The following is an 18,654-nucleotide window of genomic DNA, read 5'->3' as shown; positions in this document are numbered from 1 at the left end:
TCCGGACTCCAGGAGCCCGAGCGGCTCACCGGCCCGTCTCGGTGATCATGTCGATCAGGCCCTGGGCCGTGTTGTACTCGGAGTCGATCCCCGGATCCTCTCCACCGTCAAAGGTGGCGACCCCGGCGCTGCGGGGGAACATGGCCTGCTCGTACTCGGTGAGCGCGGCCTCGACATCGCCGGGGTGCGCGGCGAGGGCCTTGCCGAGTTCGGCGCCGTCGTACATGGCCAGGTTGGCGCCCTCGCCGTTCGGGCCCGCGAGGTGGGCGGCGTCACCGAGCAGGGTGACCCCCGGCACCCGGTCCCACCGGTGCCCGGTCGGCAGAGCGTAGTGGGGGCGCAGGACCGGCGCTGTGTCGCCGTCGGTGATCAGCGCGGTGAGTTCCGGTGCCCAGCCGTCGAACTCGCGCGCGATCCGCGCCGTGGCCGCGGCGGCATCGGTGAAGTCTATGGCGGCGAACCAGTCCTGAGGCCTGGTCAGCGCCACGTAGGCGTGCAGGGTGTCGCCGCTCTCCCGGTGGGCGAAAATCTCCCTGCCCGGCGAGGGAGCGATCAGCATCCCTCCGCCGACCGCCTTCGCGGCGGCCGGGTGGCGGGTGTCGGCGTGGAACAGGTAGGTCTCGACGAACGACGTGCCGGTGTACTCGGGCGTGGCCGCGGAGAGCAGTGGCCGTACCCGTGACCAGGCGCCGTCGGCGCCGACCAGCAGGCGGGTGACGACGGTGCTGCCGTCGGCGAACGTCACCTCGTGGCGGCCCGAGCCGAGCGCGCGGGTGCCGCTGACCTTGCGCCCCCACCGGACGGTGCCGGCCGGGAGCGAGTCGAGCAGGATCTGCCGCAACTCGGCACGCTGCACCTCGGGGCGTCCGCCCGTGCCGTCGTCGGCCTTGTCGAGCAGGACGGTCCCGTCCGGGTCGAGGACCCGCATCGCCTGGCGGCCCTCCAGGACGATGGCGTGGAACTGCTCCGTCAGGCCGGCCGCCTCCAGGGCGAGCTGCCCGTTGTAGTCGTGGATGTCGAGCATCCCGCCCTGCGCACGCGCCGTCGGGGAGGACTCGGCCTCGTAGACCGTGACCGGGATTCCGTGGACGTGCAGGACGCGGGCCAGAGCAAGTCCGCCGAGTCCCGCGCCGATGATCGTGACGGGCAGGTGCATGGTGCCTCCTGGGAACGGGGCCGCCCGGTGAGCTCCGGCCGGCCGTCTCCCGTACGGTGTCGGACCTCGCCGACAAGCCACCGACACCGAACCGGCAGCCGCCGATGGACGACCGACACCGCACCTGCGCCAGGTGGGTGAGCGGGCGATCATCGCTCACGCCTCGGTGAGGGCCTGCCGCCCTCACCCGTCGGCTTGTACTCGGGCGGCGTCGCCGCGGGGGAGGCCAGGCGGGGGAGTCAGGCGGGGGAGCCGGCCCCGTGGAAGGCGCGGGCGGCCAGACCGATCCACTCCGGGCGCTCCCGGGTGCTCCAGCGGGTTCGAGCGGCGTGTTCGACGGCGGCGGCTGCCTCGTCCACGGTCTCGCCGCCCACCGCTGCGGCGGCGTCTCGGGACGCGAAGCCGAACACCCCGGCGGGCAACGCTGAATCCACCTCACACGCCATCAGGCCCCCGCTGGACGTCTGGACGTCCCGGCGGGGGCCTGACTGTGCGCCCGGGCGCAGCACCCGGCGGGAGTTGACGAAGGCGGCCCCTTCCGCCAGCGGCGTTGCCCGGGGGCGGCCGCCGCGCGGGCGGGGGGTCTACAGGTGGGGCAGGACGAAGTCGTACCCGGCCATCGAGTGGGCGTTTCCGGCGGGGCAGCGGCCGTTGGTGGGGTAGCCGTAGTAGTAGAGGCCGTAGCACTTGGGGCAGAAGCGCCAGTTGCGCTGGGTGGTCGCGGTCTCCGGGATGTCGTGCGGGAGGACGAAGTCGTACCCGGCCGCCGCGTGGGCGTTTCCGGCGGGGCAGCGGCCGTCGTCGGGGTAGCCCCAGAAGAACATGCCGTAGCACTTGGTGCAGAACCGCCAGTTGTGCTGGGCGGTGGGCGTCTCGGGGATGTTGTACGGGAGGTTGAAGTTGTAGCCGGCCGCGTCGTGGCCGCTGCCTGCCGGGCAGGCGCCGTCGGTGGGGTAGCCCCGGAAGAACATGCCGTAGCACTTGGTGCAGAACCGCCAGTCGGCCTGGTTGGCCAGGGCCGCCTTGGTCTTGGCGGGCGAGGAGGTCTTCGCCGGCGACGCCGAGGCCGGCCCGGTCGCCGCCCCCACCGCGGCCGCGGTGCCCAGGCCGGCCGCCGCGAGGCCCAGCGCCCGGGCCAGCACGGCCCGCCGCCCGGGCCGCGACTGCGGATCCTCATCACGCACTGTCAGAAAACCCATGAATGTCCACCTCTCCGCCGGCGGTGGCCGGCGAATCCACAGGCGAAGCCCGGTCAGGCATTCGTTGCGCCGAGTATCCGACCGTCACTGTGCGTGGTCAACGGAGCGCGGGGGTGCGCCGGGCCCGCACGGCGCGCCCCCGCGCTCACCCTCACGGGTGTCCTGTCCCTCGGGCTCACCCCGACCCTTTGCCGGCTCGCCCTGAGAACGGATCCGGGCCGGCGGGGTCTGGCGGCCTGCGATCGATCCTGCCCGCGCAAGGGGCCGTTCAGGAGAGGCGCAGCCCCTGCAGGAGCAGTCCGATCAGCCTTCGCGGGTCGTAGCGGGGGTCGCTGTCGCGTCCGATGCAGAGGTTGCCGATGCCGCGCATGAGTTCGTACGGCTGCGTGCCGGGCCTGATCTCGCCGGCGTCGGCGGCGGCGCCGAGCAGCTGGTCGCAGACGGGCAGCAGCCGGTCGAGGAAGAGGGTGTGCAGCGTGGCGAAGCGTTCGCTGTCGGACTGGAGGGCGTCGGCGAGGCCGTGCTTGGTGATCAGGAAGTCGGCGAAGAGGTCGACCCACTGGCGCAGCGCGTCGAACGGGGAGGCCGCCTCGGCCAGCAGCTTCGGGCCGGCTTCGGCGCAGGCCTCGATCTGGTGGTGGTAGACGGCGGTGACCAGGTCCGCCCGGGTGGGGAAGTGCCGGTAGAGCGTCCCCAGTCCGACACCCGCCCGGGCCGCGATCTGGCGGATCGGTGCGTCGATCCCCGAGGTCACGAAGACCTCCGCGGCGGCGTCGAGCAGCGTCTGCTGGTTGCGTACGGCGTCTGCCCGCTTGCTGCGGGCGGACGCTCCTCTGGCCGGGCCTGCTGTGGGCACCGCGCTCTCCTTCCGGCGGCCGTTGACGAAACGGATCAGCGTTCCATATTTTAAATGGAACAACGATCCGCTTGCAGGTTAGTCGACTGCGGGCACTCCGTCACACCCGCCGTCGCCGTACGCGGCCGGCGGCGGGGGCCATCGAAGGGCATCTGCTCATGAGTGAACCTGCTTGCACAGCCGCCACCCTCCACTCGCCCGCCCCTGTCCTCTCGGTCGGCCCGGTGGTGCTGCCGGCTCCCGGCCGCGCCGTGGACCTCCAGGTGCGTATCTCCGCGCCGGTGACCGGGAGCGAGTTGCCGGTCATCCTCCTCTCGCACGGTCTTGGCCTCTCCAACAACCTCTCCTCGATGAACGGGTACGCCCCGCTCGCGCACGTCTGGGCCGCACGCGGTTTCGTCGTCATCCAGCCCACCCACCTGGACTCCAGGACGCTGAGCCTGGCCCCCGACGCCTCCGGCGCCCCCGGGGCCGCTGCGCACTGGCGCACCCGAGCCGAGGACATGACGCGCGTCCTGGACCGGCTCGCCATGATCGAGGATGCCCTCCCGCAGCTCGCCGGACGCCTCGACCGGAGCCGGGTCGCCGTCGCCGGACACTCCATGGGCGGGCACACCGCGAGCCTGCTGCTCGGCGCCCGGCTCACCGATCCCCGCGACGGAACCGAAGCGGACCTGGCCGACCCGCGGATCAGGGCGGGCGTGCTGCTCGCCGCGCCCGGCCGGGGCGGAGACGCGCTCACCGAGTTCACGGCCGAGAACTACCCCTTCCTCCTGACCACCGACTTCTCGACGATGACGGCGCCCGCGCTCGTGGTCGCCGGCGACAAGGACGACTCCGCCTTCCTGACCGTCAGCGGCCCGGACTGGCACACCGACCCCTACGTCCTCTCCCCGGGCCCCAAGTCCCTGCTCACCCTGTTCGGCGCGGAGCACGGGCTGGGCGGGGTCTCCGGATACGACGTCGCCGAGACCACGGACGAGAACCCCGAGCGGGTCGCCGCCCTCGCCCGGCTCGCCTGGGCCTACCTGCGCAGCGAGCTCTACCCCGGGGACCCCGCCTGGCAGGCGGCCCGCGACGCGGTGACGGCCGGCCCCAACCCTCTCGGGCGGGTCGAATCCAAGGAGAACCCGCGACCCTGACGGCGCCGCACGTGACAGCGCGACCGCGGCGGCCGCGTCCTACGTGAGGGGGAGGGGGCGGACCGCCGGGGCGCGGGCGGTGTCCGCCGGGTGCGCCGAGCCGGTCGCCGCACCTCGCGTACCAGCGGTGATCACGCCTGCGTCCGGCCGGTGCCGTGGTCGCGCCGGAACGAGGAACGGAGGCCATTCGGCAGCGGGTTTCGGCCGCTTGTCCGGATATTGCATGCTACGGGAGAGGGACCTGGGGTGATCCTTTCGGTGGATTCGCTGCTGCCCGCCGATGCAACACGGTGGCCACATCAGCGATTTCACCGGAAGAAGGATGACACGCCTCCATGAAACGCCTCGCACCGCTGCTCGCCACGATCGGACTCGTCGCAACCTCCGTGCCCCTGCTGACGGCCACCCAGGCCGCTGCCGCCCAGATCCCCGGCTACATGCGCCAGCAACCGGACTGGCACCGCTGCAGCCCCGACCGGCCGGTGACGTACGAGTGCGCGACCCTCAAGGTGCCGCTCGACTACCGGCACCCCCAGGGCCGCATGCTCGACCTTGCGATATCCCGGATCAAGACCGAGAACCCGGGCAAGCGGCGGGGAGTCCTCCTCTTCAACCCCGGTGGCCCCGGCGCCTCCGGGCTGTTCCGGCCGCTGGACCTGAACACGAGGATCCCCAAGGACGTCCGGGACCAGTACGACCTCATCGGCTTCGACCCGCGCGGCGTCGGCAAGAGCAGCCCGATCTCCTGCGGACTGAACCCGGACGAGGGGGGTCTCGGCGGCGCCTACCGGCCCGAGACCTTCCCCTCGGACGTGGCCTGGGCGCGAAGCGTCGCCGACAAGTGCAGGGAGAAGTCCGGCGACGTCATTCCCCACATCACCACCCGCAACACGGCCCGCGACCTGGACGTCGTCCGTGCGGCGCTCGGCGAGCGGAAGATCTCGTACCTGAGTTACTCGTACGGGACCTACCTCGGAGCGGTGTACTCCCAGATGTTCCCGCAGCGCACCGACCGCTTCGTGCTGGACAGCGGGGTGGATCCGCAGCGCGTCTGGCGCGGCATGATCCAGGTGTGGGCCACCGAAGCGGAGCCCGCCTTCGCACGGTGGACGCGGTGGGCCGCGGAGCGCTCGGACCGATACGGGCTCGGCACCACGCCCGAAGAGGTGTCCGCCACCTTCTGGGCCCTGGTGGCCCGGGCCGACAGAGACCCGATCGTCCAGGACGGGCAGAAGATCACGGGTGACTACCTCAGGTCGGAACCCTCGCTGTTCTTCTCCCCGTACGGAGCCTCGGCCGTCATCAAGCACCTCAAGTCCCTGGCCGAGAACGGGCCCGGGCAGGCGGACGGCGACGCGCCGGATCTGAAGCAACTGCTCGCCGGCTCCCGGCCCTCCGAGCCGAACGCAGCGGCGCCGAACGCAGCGGCGCCGAACGCATCGGCGCCGGGCGCGGCGGCCGCCGATTCCGGCGGCGACGGCATGGCCGTCTACTGGTCCGTCGTGTGCGGGGACACCGACACCTGGCCGCGCGACCCCGATCAGTACGCGCGGGACGCGGCACGGGACAAGGCGAAGTACCCGCTGTACGGGGACTTCGCGTCGAACATCAAGCCGTGCGCCTTCTGGCAGCGGCCGGTTGAGCCCGCGACGCCCATGAAGACCCGGGCCGACGTGCTGACCGTGCAGAACGAATGGGACTCCCAGACCCCGCTGGTCAGCGGCCAGGGCCTGCACAAGGCACTGAAGGGCTCACGGATGGTGCTGGCGCTGGGCGGCGAGAAGCACGGTGTGTACCTCTCCGATCCCGCTTCCTGCGCCGACGCCACGGTCAACACCTACCTCGCCACGGGCCGGCTGCCCGCCGCAGACGTGACCTGCCAGGACCCGCCGCCGTTCCCGTAGGGAGCCGAGGGCGGCGGCCGGCCCCGCGCCACCCCGGTCGGCCTAGTACGGGAGGTAGTAGCTGAGTACGTCCGCGGTGAGGGGAGGGAAGAGCACCTGGAACAGCTCCTCGTCCGCGGAGTAGACGTCGGGGCGGATCCGGGTCAGCCCCTCGATTCCGAGCGGGCCGAACAGCAGGGCGGCCAGATGGTCGGGCGCCACCCCGGCGCCTTCCACCGCTCCGGGCGACTGCACCGGGCCGCCGGTGACGACCTCACCGAGCCCGTCGGCGAGAACCGGAATCCGGTGGTGTGCGCCGAAGGTGGACAGGACGATGTCCCGGCCGATGCGGTCGATCCCGGCCGCGGTGAGGCGCTGCCAGAACAGCGGACGCAGCCTGTCGAGCAGCGCCGCGACATCCGGGAGGCGGATGTAGTACTGCTCTGCGTTCCGCCGCGGTTCGCGGTCGGTGAACTCCTGCCACGCGTCGGCTGTCACGGTGCCCGCCCGATGGACGACCTGTACCCGGCTACCGGGTGCCAGGGAGGCGACGCCACTCAGGAGGTCCCGTGCCGCCGCCCCGTCGCGTGCCGCGGCCTCTGCCAGGAGCATCTCCTCACCGGGAGGCGTGGTGCGCGCGGTGGCAATGACCGTATCGGCATGCTCGAGAACCCAGAGGTTGCTCGACTCGTGGTCCAGGAGCCATCGCCAGCACGCCGCGGAGTGCGGCATGGCCACATCGAACCCGCTCTGGGCCGAGGCCTGCAGGGCAGACAGGGAGGGGATGTCCGAGGGCCGGGCGGCACGGAGCGTGCCCGCTCCATCGCCGGGCGGCAAGGCGTTCACGTTCAGCACCTGCGGTATGTCGATCGCGTACTCATAGCCGAACAGCCGGTAGAAGTACGGGATTCCGATCATCGCCTGGACGATGTGGCCACGGGCGGCGGAACGCTCGTGAGCCCAGTGCATCAACGCCCTGACGAGACCGCGTCCCTCGTACTCGCTGTCGGTGGCGACCAGTTCCACCTGGCCGGCGGGCAGACGGACGCCGCCGATGCGCACCTCCTCGTCGAGGAGCGTCGCGGTGGACACGACCCGGTCGCCGTCGACCACCACGGCACAGGCGGACAAGCCCGCGTCGGGGTCGGTGACGACCAGCCGGTGGTCGACGGCGTCGTCCGGCTCACCGCGCCCGGACAGGAGCGCGCCGATCTGGTCGAGATCCGTCGGCCTCGCCTCGCGCAGGGTGAGGCCGCCGGCCAACGAAACAGGTGCGGAAGAACCGCTGGTCATGATCACAGCCAGACTGTGGCATCGCCCGGCCGTCCCGGCCAACACGTTTTCCGCGGCTCGTCGCCGGCGCCGACGGGCACAGGTGGCCGGCACCCGGTCCGGCGCCTCTGGCTGGGAGAGCGCTCTGCGTGGCGCCCTTGACGGTGCCGCCGACAGCGAGGAGAGGAGATCCGCCGCGCCACCGCGACTGCGGACGGCTCGTGGCCCAGGATCTCGATCGTGATGACGTTCCCGTCGTTCATGCCCTCGGCAACCCGCCTGCCGTGGACGCGGTTTCGCGCGTGCGCCGGGTGCACCCCGTCGGGTGCTCCGGATCAGGGACCGCTGCCGCGCGAGCGCGGACCGAACAACCCTCCGGGGTTAAAACCAGAGCTAATGGATACGGGAATCCAGGGTTAAGGTGAGCTAGGGTCGAGGTATGCCAACCGAGGATGAGCTGTTCGCGGCCGTGGACGCCCTGCTGACCGGTGAGCCCGAGATGCCGCCGCCGGCGGAGCGGGCCCGGCTGCGCGAGGCGGCGGGGATCACCCAGGCGCGCCTCGCGCAGGTCCTGCAGACCACGACCCAGTCGGTGAAGAACTGGGAAGCGGGACGCAGCGAGCCGAGGCCGCCGCGCCGTCAGGCGTACCAGCGGCTGCTGGACGGCTGGGCCGCCCAGCAGCCCGCCCGGCCGAGCGTGCCGATGCCCCCCGCACCGTCCGGCAGGCCCGCACCGGCCGCCCCCGCACCTGCTCCGGCCGCACCGGCCGCCCCCGCACCTGCCCCGGCCGCCCCGTCAGCCGCGTCCGGCAGTGCGGCCGTTGCCGCATCCGTACACCGTCCGGCCCCTGCGACGTCGCGGCGCCCCGCCATGAAGAAGAAGGCCGCCAGGCCCGCCACCACCACAGCGGCCGCCGATCCCCGGTTCCCGCACGGCCCGCTCGCCGTCCTGGACGGTGACGGCAGCGCGTACGGCCTGAACGGGACCGTGCTGGACTGCCCCGCCACCACCATCACCGAGTTGGTGGAGTGGACGCTGAAGGAGTCCGGGCTCGGCGCCACGCGCCTGAACCACAACGGCAAGGACTCCGACCCGCTGATCGTGCTCACCGCCGCGGCCGCCGTGAAGCTCGGACTCCCGGAGCGCCTCGAGGGCCGCGAGGAGCGCCGCTCGCTGCGCCTGGCGGAGGACCACCCCGTCGTGCAGCAGATCGGCAAGGCGAAGTGGCAGCTCACGCAGCGCGGTTTCGGCCCGTGGGCGCGCGTCTACCGCAAGACCGAAGGCAGCGCACGGCAGTGCGTGCAGCTCGCGGTCCTGTCCTGGGACGCCCTCGACACCCGCTCGTGGCCGGGCGTCGCCGCCATGCACCCGGCCGACATCGCCGGCGTCCTCGGCGTCTACGCCCAGCGGGTCATCACCCCGCGCGGTTCGACCGCCGTGTCCGGGCTGGAGCTGATGACCGCCCTGCGCCCGCCCACCCGGGCCGTGCAGGACAACGGGACGTGGGTGTCGGGCCACAACCCCGGCAGCCTCGGCTCGGACCCGATGGACCCGGCGCCCCCGGAGGCCATCGCCGAGCACCCCGTCGTCGTCCGGTCCGGCTGGAGCGGGGGTTTCCTGAACGAGGAGGCCTACCAGTGGGTCCGCGACCCCGCTCTCCTCTCCGACGAGGAGTGCCTGCTGCCGTACGCGGTCGGCCTGGACCTCAACACCGCCTTCCTCGCCGCGTCCGCACGCCTGACGGTGGGCCTGTCCGCCCCCGACCACTTCCACCGGCCGGTGTTCAACAAGAAGATCCCCGGCTCCTGGCTGGCCGACCTCTCCCACATCGACCTCGACCCGCGCCTGCCGTCACCGTTCACCCCGGACGGCACCCGCCCGGGCGGCCCGGCCTGGTACCAGACCCACACCCTCGCCTACGCCCAGGAACTCGGCCACGACGTCCACCCCGTCGAGGCCTACCTGCGCCGGGAGACCGGCGCCTACCTCGACCCCTGGCACGACCGCCTCAAGACCGCGTACGTGGACACCCTCGCCGACCTCGGCGTCACCGCGGATCTCACCGACGCCGGCTTCCTCGCGGCGATGGAGGACCACCAGCAGACCGACCCGGCCATGGCCGCCGTCCTCGCCGCGATCAAGGCCACGGTCAAGGGCGGCATCGGCAAGCTCCGCGAACGCCCCCAGGGCCGCACCTACCGCGACGGCGACCCCTGGCCCGCCATGCAGCGCCCGACCTGGCGCCCCGACATCCGCGCCGCCGTCATCTCCAAGGCCCGCGTCAACATGCACCGCAAGCTCGCCAACATGGTCAAGCTCACCGGCCTGTACCCCCTCGCGGTCCTCTCCGACTGCGTCGTCTACCCCAGCCCCGGTCCGTCGCCGCTGGACTTCCTGCCCTACGCCGCCTCCGGCAAGCCGCTGATGGGCGGCTTCCGCCTCGGCCCCACCCCGGGCCTGGCCAAACTGGAAGGGGTGCAGGAGATGGCATGGGCGGTGGACCTGATGGAGAAGGGCCTCAACCCCGCCCGCCACATCAAGGGCGGCGACGCCGTCCTCGACGACGGCGAATAGAACCAGGCCATGGCCTGCGGTACGGACTTCTGCGTCGAGGAGCTGAACAGCTGTGGGAGAGATCGAGGACGCCATCGTCCGCGCCGATCAGGAGGCCTTCACCAAAGCCCCGCCCAAGACCCTGAAAGGCCGGATCAACTTCCTGCTGAAGCAGCTCAAGACGACCAAGGCGGTCGCCGCCGAGCTCGGGCTCAGCCAGCGGTCGGTCGAGCGCTACCGCAAGGGCGACCGCAAGACCCCGCCCCAGCCCGTCGCGGAGCGCATCGACACGGCCGTACGCGCCCGCTGGCAGCCCGTGGTACGGGGCCGCCGCCGTAAGGAGGCCGCCACCAGCACCGGCATCACCGTCGAGACCCGCGCCCGGTTCGGCTACACCGCCCCCGTCGGCACCACCGACGACGGCCGGGTGCGCCGCCTGACCGTCCACCTCCCCGCCGCCTACGCCCAACGCCTGTTCGACGCCCGCGCACAGGGCGCCGCCGACCGCGACCTGCGGGCGATCGTCGCCGAGGGACTGCAGGAGATCTACTTCAAGGACGGCGGAACCCGGGCCGACGAGCTCCGGGTCGAGCTCACCGACATCGACTACTTCGACGTCTCCTTCTGACCGCGACAGCCGGCACACAGACATCGCGCGCGCGTGCCTGACGGTCCGGAACGGCCGGCCCATCCCGTACCGGGTCGTGCCGCAGGGGCTCTACCGGCATGCAGGGCAGCGGATGTGTACTGGAGTCCTGCCGCATCAAGGGGGAGGCATGCCGCACACACCGGATCCGGAAACCCCGGAGCCAGAGCATGAAGAGGAGCCCTGGCTCGGCAGTGACCAGGTGGCGAAGCTGTGGCCGGTACGCAAGGACTGGCTGCCGGGCGCCGCCCGACGCGCGGATGTCCGCGTCCGCAGCTTCGGCGGGGCAAGCCGCGGCACGTGGGGGGCGGAACCGACCTTCTATCACTTCCACCCAGGGGACGTGCGCAGGGCCGCGCCGGCCATCGCCGAGGGACGCGTCGACATCCCGTCGGACTGGCGCACCGACACTCCCGACGGCCGGCGGGCGGAGTTCTGGGGCGCGCTGAGCGCCCGTGTCGCCATCACGCTCTTCATCGCGGCCCTCCTGTGCGGGCTCCTCCTCGGCCTGGCCACAGTGATCTTCCTGCTGACAGTGGAATGACCACCAGCGCCGCAGCCGACGGGCAGCACGCTTCCCGCCGTTCTCCTCGTCCCCTCGGAGGAGGCTGCGTTCAGCGGTCCGTCGGAGGCTCCGTTCAGCGGTCCGTCCGTTCCGGCCCGGTCCCCAGCCGGCGGCGGGCCGTCCCGGGCACGGGCTGCTCGGCAGCGGCCTGCGGCGGATCCTGCCGCTCGGGGTACGCCGGTTCGGCGGCGAGGCGGCGGCGCAGGCCTGGCGCGGGCGCGGTGTCGGTGGTGGGGCGGGGGCCGGTGCCCAGGGGGCGGCGCTCGATCATCCTCCCAGTGTGACCCTGCCGTTCCCACCGGGAACACCCGGGCCTGCGCAACCAGAACACCCCTCCGACGCCCGGATCAGCGGCGGGGGTAGACGAGGATGACCGGCGCCGCAACACCTCGAAGGACAACCGGCCTGCCCCTCACCCGTCCGGCCGCGGCCGGCCGCGTCCCGAACGGCCCCGGCTGACTTCCCGCCCTGGATTCGACGACGTCCGTACCAGTGCGTGCGAGGCGGCCAACCACCGCCCGACCCCCGTCGACGCGTGGCGAGCGAAGGGCAGGACATGACCGGCCGCCCCGACATCCTGCTGATCGTCACCGACGAGGAGCGCGCCTGGCTGCCTGGCAGCGCCTGGGCGAGGCTCCGTTCACCGACGGCTCGGCGCGGCAGGCCCTCCTCCGCTAACGCCGGCACCGCGCACGCCCTGGAACGGAGGTGCAGGCGCCTCACCAGCAACGGCTCCGTATCATCCCCGCATGTCCTGGATACGCCGCCGCCCGCGCGCCACCGAGCCCCACGCGGGCCGACTGCCCGATCTCGACTTCCTCGCCCTGGTCCGCGACGCCCTGGAGGAGGTCGCCCCCGGCTGTACGGCGGGCGCCGGACTCAAGGGCAACTCGCTGGAAAGCCCGCACGGTTGGGCCGTGGCTGTCGGACCGGCGGGGCACGGGGACGAGCGGCACTACGACCTGATCGCCTTCCCGGACGTGAGCATCCAGCCCGACGTGCCCTGCTTCGTGGACTGCGTCGTGGTGGTCACCACCCCGCGCGACGCGGCCGGCCTCTGGGCCCGTTCGGCCGGCGCCTGCCTGCTCGGGCTGCTCTACGAGCATGAGGAGCTCGCCGAGCACTGCGGCCCCGACGAGGGGCGCGGCGTGCCGGGATGGCGGTCCATCACCTCGGGCGTGCTGGCCTACGGACTCTCCGACACGGAGAACCTCCGTCTCCAGAACGCACTGCTGGAGGCGGACGTGCTCCGCGAGATCGCCGACACCTTCACTGCCGACCTGGAGTCACCCTGGTTCAACGGCGTACGGGTCTTCTACGGCGGTGCCCCGGGCGCCGTGGAGGCCGAGGTCCGGGTCAACGGCGAACGCCACGAGGCCGCCTCCGCCGCGCTGGCCGCGCTCGGCCTGCCCGAGCCGGCCGTCTTCACCGTCGCCCGGTCCTTCACCCTGGTGCTGCCCGTAGGCTCCGGCCAGGAGGCGCACGGCCACGGGGCCGACGGCTGCGGGTGCGACTGCGGCGGCACCTTGGACCCGGAGCATCCCGGCTTCGCCCACGCCCTGCCCCACCTGATCGGCGAACTCTCCCCGGCCGAGCAGGCGGAGCGGGTCACCGTCGACACCGGCGCGATGATCGTCGCCCGAGGTGTCGGCAACTTCCTCAAGGTCCGGCTGCCGATCCGCCTCGACGACGGCCGCACCGTGGTCCACCTGGCCTGGGTGCGCCTGGCCGCCGAAGTGATCCAGGACTACACCCGCCGGGTGCACGACGGCACCTTGGAGGGACACCGCTTCGAGGGCCTGTTTGGCAACGCCATCGAGCCGTGGGGCGAGGAGCTGCTCCAGGCACCCGTCCTCCTCGGCGGGCAGCGGGAAGAGGCGGACGGCTCGATCCGGCCCAGCGAGGTTCTCGACTCCGAGCACCCACTGCTGGCCCGGATCCTGCACGAGAGCTGGCCGGCCGCGTTCGTGCTCGGCGACCGCGACCCCCGGCGGCCGTCCCGCTCCTGATCACCGCCGGGTGCCCCACCCCGTACGCCGTGGCGACGTACACCCGTCGTGCGCAGGAGGTGGTGACGCCGCAGTGGGCGCGTATACGGCCGCCGCACGCGTCACCGCCCGTGAGCGGGTACGGCCTCAGTGGGCCGGCGCCGGCCTCCGGTCCACGCGGGCCGGACACCTGGTGGTGCCGCGCACGGCAAGCAGGAACGCGACGATGGGGTCCGGTGCGGCCGGATCCTCCGCGCGCAGGATCCGGTAGTCGTCGACTTCGACGCCGCGGACGCCGAGCTGGTGCTGCAGCCCTTCCTGAGGCGGTTCCACTGTGCCGGCCTTCGGCCGATATTGCAGCGCGTAGGCACCTGCGGCAATGACTTCGGCGAGCCGGTTGGCGAAGGACGCGTTGCATCCTCCGAGCCGGACGAAGCCGTGGCCGGCCACGGGCCCGTCGTTGCTCAGGGAGGGAAGGGTCAGATCTGCGAGCGCGAGCGCCGCCTGAAGGTTGCTGACTGCATCTTGACCAGCCTGGTAGGCGGTGTCCTGGCGCCGCTTGTACTGGATTCGCTCTGCGTAGGTCAATTCGTACATGTCGCTGATCTCTCATGATGGGCGTGCAGGCTAGGCGCCGGAGCGCGTTGTGTGTTCGGTTCAGCGGAGTGTGGCCCTTTGCCCGGCGCGCACTGGCTCTTTGCGCACCAACCTCGCGGCTGCCAAAGCGCTGATCACCTGGGCAGCAGGGCTGCAGCAGATGCCGTGGGCCGACTCCCGCTGCCGGGCATGGCCGTTCCCTACGGCACGTCGGTCGGTTGTGCCGCAGTGATCGGACGCCTGGGGTGCGGGGTCCAGGCGGCACCGCGGTGGACGACTCAGGCTCGGCTCGCGATGGGGGTGAGAGCGGGTGGAACCGTCGGACTGAGTCTGGTGCGGCCCGTGACTATCGGTTTCGATCTTCGTTTCAAGAGTGCAGGTGAACACCCCCTTTGACGTGTGGGAAGGACCGGGTTGGCCAGGGAGGAGTCAGCAGCTGCTACCGCCTTTGCTCCTCGCGGTCGCCACCCGCGGGTTGATCGGCCCTCTCGCGTCGTCATGCGACTGCTCGGTTCCCGCGGGGACACCCGCCCGGCGACTCCGCCCCCAAGCTCGGCCGGCGCATCGCTCTGGCCGGTGGCGAGGCCGTCGGCCGGCCGGACTCCCCTGACGGTACCGACTCGCGCCCCGTCCTCCTGTGGTGGCGCAGTGGTTCCCGCCGGGCCGAAAGAGGATGAAACCAGAGGCAGCCCCAGCACGGCCGGTGCGACATCGAGCGTTGTTGCGACGTCCATCGCCCGTTGCGGCAACCGGTACCCATCGCCCGGGCCAAGGGCCTTTGCGCTGAGCGCAGGTGGCACTGCCGCACGCGTACGACCGTCATGCGTCCTATCCGAATCTTTGGCTGTGGGACGGCGAGTGGACTGTCCTGCTGCCGGCCGCGGGGTAGCCGGGAGGGACGCTGCCCGGGCCGCGTCTGGCGGAGGCCGTCTGCCGGAGCGCGGCGGACACGGAAGCCGTCGGGTTGCGGTGCCGCGGAGCGGCCTGGCGAGGCGGTCGCGTGAGCGTGATCTGGCGGACCAGCTGTTGGAAGCAGGCCAGCGCCGCGACTGCGGGAAGAGCAGATGCTGCCCCGGCGGCGATCGTTCTGGGTGCCTGGGCCACGCACAGGAGCGTGGCCAGGGTGGAGAACAGCAGAACGATGGACCAGGAATGAAGCGCGCGGCGCTGGTGCAAGGCGGATCTGAGGATGGACAGGGAGGCGACCGTCCAGGGGCCGTAGATCAGCAGGGGCCACCAGCTGACCACTTCACGGGCCGTGTTGGGTCCGGCGCTGTGGCGCAGGGTGTCGCAGAGGGCCAGTCCACTGAGGATGCTCACCACTGCGGCGATGCCGCCCACCAGCGCGGCGGTGAACAGACTGCCCTTTTGCACCAGGGACACGACCGGCGATTTCGGCAGGTTCCGCCGGTGCCCCCTGGAGGCTTGAGCGGGCGGCCCGGGAGTGGAGTTCTTCAGCCCTGCGATGAGGCCGATGGTGCTGGTCGTGGCACCGGCACAGTCGAAGCCGTCTCGGGTGAGGGGCTCCCGCTGCCCGTGCGCAGCGCTCTCCTGGAGTAGGCCGGCGAGTTCCTCCGCCGGATCCCATGGTCGATGCGCCTCGCCGGGTCCGCCGAGCGGTTGCCCAGGAGCGGGGGGCTGCACGTGGTCGGGCCAGCCCCAGAACGCCGAGGTCTCCGGCTGGGGGCGGACACCTTGGATGTCCGGGTACCCGTACGACTCATACACGGGAGCTGCCACCCGGGCACTCGCCGCCGGCGGACGCTGCCGTGTTCCCCAACCGCCTGCCGAAGTCGGTCTGGATCATGCTCATCCTATGGAGGAACTCCTCAAAGATCGTCGACGAGTCACTCAGATCGATTTCCAGACTCTCGTGTTCCAGCGTCGCGTTCCGGGTCACGCCGCAGTCGGCCGAGCCCGGAACAAAAAGCCACTTCCCAATCCGGATCGCACCGGAGCGAGAACTGTCTCCCTGTCCGTCTTCTTCCGCGGTCCTGCGGAAGAGGGCGGGGAGCTTTGCTGTTGTCATATTCCATAAACGCTGTCGATGTTGGTCAGGGTATGCGCCATCCGGGTGATGGTGCCCGATGGGCAAGTATTGGGCCCTGTCTTATCGATTTCAACAAACAGCTGAAACGTTGTTTCCGGCGCCGTGCCACCCCGCGAATCAGGTAAACGACGAGCCTCGGCCCGATGCAGGACTCCGGTGTCGCCTCCCGGCTGTCGAGCCCCGTCGGCGGAGTCTCTGTGCGGAAGGGGGCGAGTGCGCCTGTCGGTATTGAGCCCCTCATCGGCTCCGCCGGCGCCGCCGCCCCGGGCCGGCTGGGCCGGCTCCAGGTGTGGAGCGCGGAGGGTCGACCGATCATCGGTAAATAGATCGAGATGCCAAGGCTGGTGGGTTGCCGCGCATGGCTGCAATCGGGGGACAGGGCGCAACCAGGCATATGCCCTTGCGTTATGCCGGTCGATCGCCGGGGGTTTGGCCCGGGCGGTCCTTGCTCGGCTACGACTTTCGAAAGGACCAGCTGTGGGAGGCATCCTCCTGTGGATCGTGCTGATTTCCACCTCATTGGGCACAGTTTTCACTGCGTTGAGCCCCCCGGGGGCCGGCCGTCTCTGGGGCGTGGACGCCCTCGAGCTGAGGCGCCAACGACGCTTCAAGCAGGTTCTGTCCCTGCATGTAGACGCCATCCGGCTGTCCCGCCGGGAAGCCGCGGTGCCGGTGTGGCCGGGGGAGGGGCCGGCGGTCGTCTCCGCGCCAGGATCGGTCATGAGCCATGTGGGCCACCCGTCGTACTGCGAAACGCCCGCTTGCCGGCGGCCGGAGCCGCCCGCCGAACGACTGCAGCCCTGAGGGCGGAGTGCTCGCGTTGGCGGGGCGCGTGATGCCGCGCCTCGGGCGATGAGGCTCCGGGACGGGGCACGCTGAGGCCGCCGAATAGGCGTCGGCGAGAGCACATTCAGTCCTGCCGACTCGCCGTCGGTGCACCGGTGGAAAGGGTGTCAGCGCCCTGAAAAACCCCGGCAATTCGTACATCCTCGGAGTGGGGTGAAAACCCCCGGCAATTCGTACATCTGTGAGCAGGTGAAAACCCCGGGCAATTCGCACATTGTTGTTCTCGCGCCGGTGGTGGCCGGTCTGGTTCGCGCCCGGTGCATTCTGTCCTGAGAGCCGAGGGGAAAGTTGAGAGTTTTCTGAACCGAAAAAATTATCGTCGGTCTGCCATTGCGAGGGCCGTCATCTGTAAAAGATGGTGCGCTTCGGGAAGGTCCATCCCCCCGAGACGCGCGGCAGGTGAGGAAGCTTCGTTGCACGGACCGGATTCCGGATCATCTGGACACAGTCTGCAAGAAGGGTTGCGTGAGTATGCCCCCGTGCGGTGACCCAGCAGCTCGTGGTCCATGGACGACGGCACAACGGGTGGCGGGCACGGTGCGGGCGGTGGTGATGCGGGCGATCCGCCGCCTGGCCGAAGCAGGAACGGCCGGCGCAACCACCCCGACCAGCACACGAACGAGCCCGATGCCAGAACTTCAGGACGAATACAGGTCGGGCTTTGCCCTGCCCCCGCCTCCGCCGGCGAGCTCGGCGAGCGACCTCCGCGAATGTCCATGGTGCCGGTCCCTCGCGGATCCCGGGACTTCTGGCGGGTCCGCGCCCACTGAGGGCTGTCAGCCATGACGGAGGGGGCCGTCAGCCGACGGAGCGGCCGAGGCGGACTGGCGTCGTAGTCCAAGACGGTGGCACGGCAGGGCGCGCTCTTCCTCCCGGCTGGTGGTTCCGGAGCGGACGGTCCTGGCGCAGGCGCAGGCGCAGGCGCAGGCGCAGGCACGGTCAATGTCGGGAACGAGAGCGTGGGCGGGCGAGCGGTCGAGAGAGTGAGCGCGGTCAAGGTCACCGGCGTGGGCCTGGGCGCTGTTCAGGACGAGGAGGAGCTCCGAGACGAGGCCGAGGGCCGCGGCACGGGCGCGGGCGAACGCCATCGGGGTCGGTGATCTTCCGTATCCCCAGGTCAGTGGCCATGGGCAAGCCCTTTCGGAAAACGACGCCCCTTTCCCCCGCGATAGCCGAGGGAAAGAGGCGTCGTCCATCAGGGGCTGGCCGGGGAGCTCAGGCCGGCAGACCCGGCCGGCAGCATCCAGCCGCCGTGCCCGCCAGCCCCGGACAGACGTCACCGCAGCGGTCGCGGCCGCGGCTTCGGCGCGGGCCGCGGGAAGTCAATGCCGGCAGGACGGCCGGACGCGGAGCAGCTCGGTCCGCAGCACGGGTGTGCCGTCGACCGGTGCCGGGTCCTCCGCGGTCGGCTCGATTCCTCCGGCGGCGGTTTTGTCCAGAGTCGCCAGGCCGTCGGGGCCGACCGTGCCGAACACCGTGTAGTTCGGGCGCAGTGCGGAGTCGCCGTAGACGACGAAGAACTGCGAGCCGTTCGTGTCCGGACCGGCGTTGGCCATCGCCAGCAGGCCGCGCCCGTACAGGCGGCGCGCGCCGGTCGGATCGGTCGGTGCGGGTGGCAGATCCACCGGCAGCTCGTCCTTGTACTTGTACCCGGGCCCTCCCTCACCGGTACCGGTCGGGTCGCCGCACTGCAGGACCTTCAGCGTCGGATACGCCGTCAGACGGTGGCACACCGTTCGGTCGTAGAACCCATGCCGTGCCAGGTGCAGGAAACTCTGGACCGTGCACGGCGCCTTGGCCTGGTCCAAACGCAGCGGGAGCGGACCCTGGCTGGTCGGAACAGCCACGTCAACCATGCCGCGGCTAGGGGTGCGCCGCGGGTCAGGCGGCAGCGGAACAT

General features: G+C 71.4%; 16 protein-coding genes. 6 read left to right on the top strand and 10 right to left on the bottom strand.

Annotated features, from left to right (window positions below):
- Window positions 1–25: 25 nt before the first annotated feature.
- From Sspor_RS01585 to Sspor_RS01570, 4 genes are all read right to left on the bottom strand, one after another.
- Window positions 26–1,156 carry an FAD-dependent oxidoreductase gene (locus Sspor_RS01585; protein WP_202197365.1) on the bottom strand — a complete coding sequence of 377 codons (1,131 nt, stop codon included), beginning with the start codon at window positions 1,154–1,156 and terminating at the stop codon, window positions 26–28.
- Window positions 1,157–1,395: 239 nt separating this feature from the next.
- A complete protein-coding gene (locus Sspor_RS01580; protein WP_202197364.1) occupies window positions 1,396–1,590 on the bottom strand; it encodes a hypothetical protein in 195 nt (64 codons plus the stop codon).
- A 150-nt stretch (window positions 1,591–1,740) separates the two neighbouring features.
- Window positions 1,741–2,355: a hypothetical protein gene (locus Sspor_RS01575; RefSeq protein WP_202197363.1), complete on the bottom strand. Its 615-nt coding sequence runs from the start codon at window positions 2,353–2,355 to the stop codon at window positions 1,741–1,743.
- A gap of 268 nt (window positions 2,356–2,623) precedes the next feature.
- Window positions 2,624–3,211, bottom strand: coding sequence for a TetR/AcrR family transcriptional regulator (locus tag Sspor_RS01570; RefSeq protein WP_202197362.1), 588 nt, complete (start codon window positions 3,209–3,211; stop codon window positions 2,624–2,626).
- A 158-nt stretch (window positions 3,212–3,369) separates the two neighbouring features.
- Between Sspor_RS01570 and Sspor_RS01565 the strand changes: the two genes are divergently transcribed.
- Together Sspor_RS01565 and Sspor_RS01560 are read left to right on the top strand one after the other, a co-directional pair.
- Entirely contained in the window at window positions 3,370–4,353 is a 984-nt protein-coding gene (locus Sspor_RS01565) for an alpha/beta hydrolase family protein (RefSeq protein WP_202197361.1), read from the top strand.
- 335 nt (window positions 4,354–4,688) lie between these two features.
- Window positions 4,689–6,257 carry an alpha/beta hydrolase gene (locus tag Sspor_RS01560; RefSeq protein WP_202197360.1) on the top strand — a complete coding sequence of 523 codons (1,569 nt, stop codon included), beginning with the start codon at window positions 4,689–4,691 and terminating at the stop codon, window positions 6,255–6,257.
- A 42-nt stretch (window positions 6,258–6,299) separates the two neighbouring features.
- Here the strand turns inward: Sspor_RS01560 and Sspor_RS01555 are convergent, their stop codons facing one another.
- Complete coding sequence (locus Sspor_RS01555) at window positions 6,300–7,529, bottom strand: GNAT family N-acetyltransferase (RefSeq protein WP_202197359.1); 1,230 nt, start codon at window positions 7,527–7,529, stop codon at window positions 6,300–6,302.
- Between the two features lie 418 nt (window positions 7,530–7,947).
- Here Sspor_RS01555 and tap point away from each other — a divergent pair, with 418 nt between their 5' ends.
- The 3 genes from tap to Sspor_RS01540 all read left to right on the top strand — a co-directional run bounded on the left by tap (window position 7,948) and on the right by Sspor_RS01540 (window position 11,252).
- Window positions 7,948–10,083, top strand: coding sequence for a telomere-associated protein Tap (tap, locus tag Sspor_RS01550; RefSeq protein WP_202197358.1), 2,136 nt, complete (start codon window positions 7,948–7,950; stop codon window positions 10,081–10,083).
- Window positions 10,084–10,135: 52 nt separating this feature from the next.
- The gene (gene tpg / locus Sspor_RS01545) at window positions 10,136–10,690 is read left to right on the top strand and encodes a telomere-protecting terminal protein Tpg (protein ID WP_202197357.1); all 555 of its coding nucleotides are present in this window, start codon (window positions 10,136–10,138) and stop codon (window positions 10,688–10,690) included.
- Between the two features lie 148 nt (window positions 10,691–10,838).
- A complete protein-coding gene (locus tag Sspor_RS01540; protein WP_202197356.1) occupies window positions 10,839–11,252 on the top strand; it encodes a hypothetical protein in 414 nt (137 codons plus the stop codon).
- Between the two features lie 94 nt (window positions 11,253–11,346).
- Here the strand turns inward: Sspor_RS01540 and Sspor_RS01535 are convergent, their stop codons facing one another.
- On the bottom strand, window positions 11,347–11,544 hold the full coding sequence (locus Sspor_RS01535; RefSeq protein WP_202197355.1) for a hypothetical protein: 198 nt from the start codon (window positions 11,542–11,544) through the stop codon (window positions 11,347–11,349).
- A 478-nt stretch (window positions 11,545–12,022) separates the two neighbouring features.
- Between Sspor_RS01535 and Sspor_RS01530 the strand changes: the two genes are divergently transcribed.
- Window positions 12,023–13,282 carry a DUF6348 family protein gene (locus Sspor_RS01530; protein ID WP_202197354.1) on the top strand — a complete coding sequence of 420 codons (1,260 nt, stop codon included), beginning with the start codon at window positions 12,023–12,025 and terminating at the stop codon, window positions 13,280–13,282.
- Between the two features lie 126 nt (window positions 13,283–13,408).
- Here the strand turns inward: Sspor_RS01530 and Sspor_RS40170 are convergent, their stop codons facing one another.
- The 4 genes from Sspor_RS40170 to Sspor_RS01510 form a co-directional block, all read right to left on the bottom strand.
- Window positions 13,409–13,858: a hypothetical protein gene (locus Sspor_RS40170; protein ID WP_237403593.1), complete on the bottom strand. Its 450-nt coding sequence runs from the start codon at window positions 13,856–13,858 to the stop codon at window positions 13,409–13,411.
- An 828-nt stretch (window positions 13,859–14,686) separates the two neighbouring features.
- Window positions 14,687–15,241 carry a hypothetical protein gene (locus Sspor_RS01520; RefSeq protein WP_202197353.1) on the bottom strand — a complete coding sequence of 185 codons (555 nt, stop codon included), beginning with the start codon at window positions 15,239–15,241 and terminating at the stop codon, window positions 14,687–14,689.
- Between the two features lie 337 nt (window positions 15,242–15,578).
- Window positions 15,579–15,887, bottom strand: coding sequence for a hypothetical protein (locus Sspor_RS01515; RefSeq protein ID WP_202197352.1), 309 nt, complete (start codon window positions 15,885–15,887; stop codon window positions 15,579–15,581).
- A 2,189-nt stretch (window positions 15,888–18,076) separates the two neighbouring features.
- On the bottom strand, window positions 18,077–18,601 hold the full coding sequence (locus Sspor_RS01510) for a peptidylprolyl isomerase (protein ID WP_237403592.1): 525 nt from the start codon (window positions 18,599–18,601) through the stop codon (window positions 18,077–18,079).
- Between the last annotated feature and the right edge of the window lie 53 nt (window positions 18,602–18,654).

This window comes from Streptomyces spororaveus (genome assembly GCF_016755875.1).
GTDB classification, from domain to species: domain Bacteria; phylum Actinomycetota; class Actinomycetes; order Streptomycetales; family Streptomycetaceae; genus Streptomyces; species Streptomyces spororaveus.
The sequence above is the reverse complement of the archived record's forward strand: the minus strand, read 5'-3'. Positions and strand labels throughout refer to the sequence as shown.